The following is a 4,463-nucleotide window of genomic DNA, read 5'->3' as shown; positions in this document are numbered from 1 at the left end:
ACCGCGGCCACCTCCCTGCAGGAGCCGATGGCCGCGGCCTGGTCGTCGGGGAAAAGGGTTCCGCCGTTAGCTATTTCTTTTCCACGGAAATGGCGACCGCCCTGCGATAGGTTATCTCGATCTGGTCTCCCTCCTTGACCTCGCCTCTCTTTATCTTTGCCAGATTCTCCGGATCACGCACCTCGACGTCGGTGCTGTTGCCGTCGGGCATGCGCAGTGTCACCTTCCTGCCCTTGTCGTGGATCTTCTCGATACTGGCGGTGGTGGTCACCCGCATGGTTGCGGTCCCTGCCGGCTTGACCGATTTCTCATCGGGGCTCACCCCGGCCTCGACCTTTACTCCCGGGGCAACCTTGACCTTGTTGATCTTTACCGATACCGCCTCGTGATAGCGCGTCTTCACCGTGTCGCCGACCTTCACCTGCCCCAGTTTCCTGACCGCCTTGTCGACCACGAAGGTCTCTTGCCTGCCGTCAGACAACAGCAGGGTGATGGTGCGTTTTTTCATGTCTAGCGCCTTGACCGTGGCGTTTTCCGCCACCATGGTTTCAGCGACCACTCTTCCTTCTCCTTTCTGCTGGGCAGTGGCCTGCTCCGCGTCGGTGGCCATGGCGACCGACGGCAGGGCAAGAATGGCAGCGGCGGACAAGATCGCCGTGAGCTTTTTCATAGTGTTCCTCCTTGTGCTGCAGCGCCGACATCCACGGCTGCTGCTGATTCGTAATCAGCTCCCTTCCTGTTTCTCATCATGTTCATTCCTCCTTTTTCAGTTTTAGTTTAGCTAACGGCTCCCCGTAGCTTTCCTTGCTGCGGGGCTTCAACTGCCGAGGACCGCTCCCTTTCTATCAGCTCAAACCCCTCGGTAGCCGCGATTTCAAAGAAGCGTATTTCCGGTTGCCGTTCTGAGAGTTCCAGCGCCTTGAGTACCCTGGGATAGAGAAAGGAACGGATGTGACTGATCATCATCTCCCTCGAGCGCCATCTTTCCAGGTAGACGATGGCATGCTCATCGTCATGCTCCTCGTAGATGCTGCATTCGAGGCACCCTGAAGCGGCAATGGTTGGCCCTCTCACCGAGAGGAGGATGTCGAGGATTTCCCGCTCCTTGGTGGGGATCGGGAATATTTTCAGCATGGAAAGGATCATGGCTTCTACCCCAATCCCAGATCCGTGCCAAAGCTGGAACGTAATGTGAAAGCGTTTCCGATCAGTCACTTATCAGGAGTTGCGAGGTGTGGGGGGTGGGGGGGGGAGACGCTGGGGTCGGTATGTCGTCTTTAAGGCGAGATCTCGTCCCTGGCGGGGCGATGGCTGATTCCAAACTTTTGCATGCGGGAATAGAGAGTGGATGGATTCAGGCCGAGCAGCCTGGCGGCCCCCCCCTCTCCCTTGATCCGCCCGCCGGTCAGGCGGAGGGCTTCCCGGATGTGGATGATTTCGTACTCCTCCAGGGTCCGGATACCGGCGTTTTCCTCGTGTGCCTTTTCCGGCAGCCGCACCTGCAGTCTGTCGCCGCTGCTTACTATGACGGCATGCTCCACCACGTTGCGCAATTCCCGGATATTTCCCGGCCAGGGGTAGCACTGCAGGGCAGCCATATCCTCTTTGGAGATCCTGTTGATCTTCTTACCCATCTTTTCCCCTAACTCCTGGACGAAGCTCCAGACCAGAAGGGGGATGTCCTCGATTCGCTCACGGAGTGGCGGAACGACGATCTGGAATACGTTGAGGCGGTAATAGAGATCCTCCCTGAAGTTTCCCTTCCTCACCTCTTCGGCAAGATTGCGGTTGGTGGCCGCAATGATCCGCACGTCCACCTGGATGGTTTTCGAGCTCCCCAGCCGCTCGAACTGCCCCTCCTGCAATACCCTCAGGAGCTTTACCTGGAGTTCCAGCGACATCTCCGCTATCTCGTCCAGAAAAATCGTCCCGCCGTCGGCCAACTCGAAGCGCCCGGCCTGCCGCGTCAGGGCGCCGGTGTAGGCCCCCTTTTCACGGCCGAAGAGTTCACTCTCGACAAGCGCTGCCGGCAACGACGCGCAGTTCACCTTTACCATGGCTTTGTTCCGGCGCGTCCCGAGTTTATGGATCGCCTGGGCGACCAGCTCCTTCCCGGTGCCGGTCTCGCCGTAGATGAGCACCGTCGAATCCGTCGGAGCGACCTGTTCGGTCAGGGCCAAGGTTCTGGCGAGGGCGGCGCTCTGGCCGACCATCTCCTCGTGGTGCCGGGAACAGACCCGTTCCGACTGGAGATGTTCCGCTTCCGACATCAGATTTTCCCTCAGACGCTCGATCTCGGCCTGGGCTTCACGCTTCGCGGCTTCACCTCTTAAGCGGAGGAGCGCATTGGCGAAGAGTTCACCCAGCAGGCGCAGGGGGGGGGAGAGCCACGCCTCGCAGGAGCGGGTGGCGCCAAGGTGAGAGGCGAAGAGGAGATACTCGAGGGAACCCGCAACTTCAATGGGGAGGATGAGGTTCGCCTCCCCCAGCCCTTGCCAGCTTTGCCGGTCAGGCGCGGTTTCCTGGGGTAACTCGTCGAGGGAAGAGAAGCGGACGGTCTCCGTGCGCGGCTGATTCTCGTCCGCCAGGGAAAAGAGCAGTCTGATGTCGATTCTTTCCGGGAGGGGAACAATACCATCGCCATACGAGGCATGTGTGACCATCGCCTCGCATTTGTCGGGGGAAAAGGTCAGCAGGCAGAAGCGGTCAAATCCGGCTCTTTTTCGAACCTGCTCCAGGGCCGAGACGATCTCGCTCTCTACCCCCATCTCCGTGGCGTTGATGAGTCTGCAGGAGATCCCGGAGATTAGCCGCGAGACGAGCAGCTCCGCCTCCAGGATTTCCTGCATCGGGTCAGGCTGGCTGTCGGGGAGTGGTTCCCACTCGGGAAAGGGGGCTAACGATTTTCGGGCCGGTTCGTTTCCCGGCGTTATCGGCAGGGCTGGATGCGGCATGGCATTTCCCTCATTGATGCTGACCCGAAGAGCGGGAAGTTCGCCTGCTGTGGGGAGCGGGCCTTGCCACGTCTCAGCCCGCTCCCTTCATGGATAACAGATGTTTCCCCCCGTGCAAGTCGGCAATTCGACCCCGGACGATATACCGTCTCCAAGTCCGTCAGCTCGGGGAAGAGCGGGGCGCGGTGCGAGATATCGCCTTTGTGATCTTGAGGGTCGATGAGATCGGTTGGGACGCGCCCGCCGCTCTGGTCGGAGGGCGCGTTCAGGTGGGAATAGTTTCGCGAAGAGAAGACGCCGGCACGCATTCAGCGGGTCGATCCGCCGAGGGAGGCACCGGTACCTGCGTCGATCGAGTTTACTCGACCTTCTTCCAGCTCTTGTCCGGATCGTAGCGCTTGATGGCCGCCGCGATCTTGCCGGTCTCCTTGCCAAGGTCCTTTTGGTAGACCACCCCGTTCTGATTGACGATGAAGGTCATGATGCCGGAGGAGCCGTACTGTGCCGGGTACGCCACCATGGCGAAGCCAAGGACCATCCTGCCGTTGACCACGTAGTTGTAGGCCCCTCCCTGAGCGTTCTTCCCCTGTACCTTCAGGATCCTGAAATAATAGCCGTGATAAGGTGAAGGTTTTTCGCTCCCCGGTTTTGTATAGCCTTCCCGGGCGGCCTCTGCCGCCAGCGGCCCGAAGGGGCTCTCCTCCTCACCTTCCTTCACTTCCCAGTACAGGCCGTCTTTTTTCCCTGGCGTGCTGCGGATCCGCTGGGCGAACTCCGTGACCCCTTTGCCGGCCCGCTCTCTGGATGCGTACTCGTGCTGGGCTTCGACATAGGCCTGTAGAACATCGATCACCGCCAGCTCGTTGCGGCCTATCCGCCTGTTCAGTAGCTCCTGCTTTCCCCCCATGGTATCGAAGAACCAGGCATCGCCCTTCTTGATGAGGGGGATCGCGAAGGGGTAATCCTCTTTTCCGATGGAGAGTATTGCCTTGCCGGGACCGGTGGTCTCGATGGCATGTTTTTCATCGTAGAGGGTCACGAATGTCTCTCGACCCGCCTTGTCGGCAACGGGGTCACCCGATGAGATGATTTCCGCGGAACCGGGGCCGAAGATCGCGGCCACTTCCTTCTTGTCCTCGTTCCTCACCGCGGCAACCAGGCTTTCCGCCGCCTTTTCCGGTGTAGCAAATGACTTCTGCCTGTTTGGGGGAGGCGCAGCCAGAGCCGGCACACCAACCGACACGACGAGCAGCAGGGTGAGCAGCAGAAGGAGGCAAGCGGGAATTCTGCGTAATGTCATGACTATCATGGTGGGTCCTCCGTTTATCATGTCCTTGAGCCGGTGGTATCTGCGCCGACTCTATTGGATGCGCGGCTGGCAAGGTGACGAACTCGCTACCTGCGACCACCGCCACGACCGCCACCGCCGCGGCCGCCACCGCCACGACCGCCACCAAATCCACCGCCAGCGCCTGCGCCCCTACCGCCACCACTAAATCCTCCGGCCGA

General features: G+C 60.1%; 4 protein-coding genes. All 4 read right to left on the bottom strand.

Annotated features, from left to right (window positions below; translation table 11 throughout):
• Nucleotides 1–70 precede the first annotated feature (70 nt).
• The 4 genes from AC11W3_RS07180 to AC11W3_RS07165 all read right to left on the bottom strand — a co-directional run bounded on the left by AC11W3_RS07180 (nucleotide 71) and on the right by AC11W3_RS07165 (nucleotide 4,263).
• Nucleotides 71–670, bottom strand: coding sequence for a hypothetical protein (locus AC11W3_RS07180; protein ID WP_484088903.1), 600 nt, complete (start codon nucleotides 668–670; stop codon nucleotides 71–73).
• Between the two features lie 107 nt (nucleotides 671–777).
• Nucleotides 778–1,146, bottom strand: a complete 369-nt coding sequence (locus AC11W3_RS07175; protein WP_484092732.1) for a putative quinol monooxygenase — start codon at nucleotides 1,144–1,146, stop codon at nucleotides 778–780.
• A 131-nt stretch (nucleotides 1,147–1,277) separates the two neighbouring features.
• Complete coding sequence (locus AC11W3_RS07170) at nucleotides 1,278–2,954, bottom strand: sigma-54 interaction domain-containing protein (protein WP_484088901.1); 1,677 nt, start codon at nucleotides 2,952–2,954, stop codon at nucleotides 1,278–1,280.
• 358 nt (nucleotides 2,955–3,312) lie between these two features.
• Nucleotides 3,313–4,263: a DUF2950 domain-containing protein gene (locus AC11W3_RS07165; RefSeq protein ID WP_484088900.1), complete on the bottom strand. Its 951-nt coding sequence runs from the start codon at nucleotides 4,261–4,263 to the stop codon at nucleotides 3,313–3,315.
• Between the last annotated feature and the right edge of the window lie 200 nt (nucleotides 4,264–4,463).

The sequence above is a fragment of the Geomonas sp. genome (assembly GCF_056994735.1).
This window is presented reverse-complemented; position numbering and strand designations above follow the sequence as displayed.

What these genes read in the sequence shown, in the direction of transcription:
- AC11W3_RS07180 (WP_484088903.1), bottom strand. Translation starts at nt 670, where the DNA reads ATGAAAAAGCTCACGGCGATCTTGTCCGCCGCTGCCATTCTTGCCCTG.
- AC11W3_RS07175 (WP_484092732.1), bottom strand. Translation starts at nt 1,146, where the DNA reads ATGATCCTTTCCATGCTGAAAATATTCCCGATCCCCACCAAGGAGCGG.
- AC11W3_RS07170 (WP_484088901.1), bottom strand. Translation starts at nt 2,954, where the DNA reads ATGCCGCATCCAGCCCTGCCGATAACGCCGGGAAACGAACCGGCCCGA.
- AC11W3_RS07165 (WP_484088900.1), bottom strand. Translation starts at nt 4,263, where the DNA reads ATGATAGTCATGACATTACGCAGAATTCCCGCTTGCCTCCTTCTGCTG.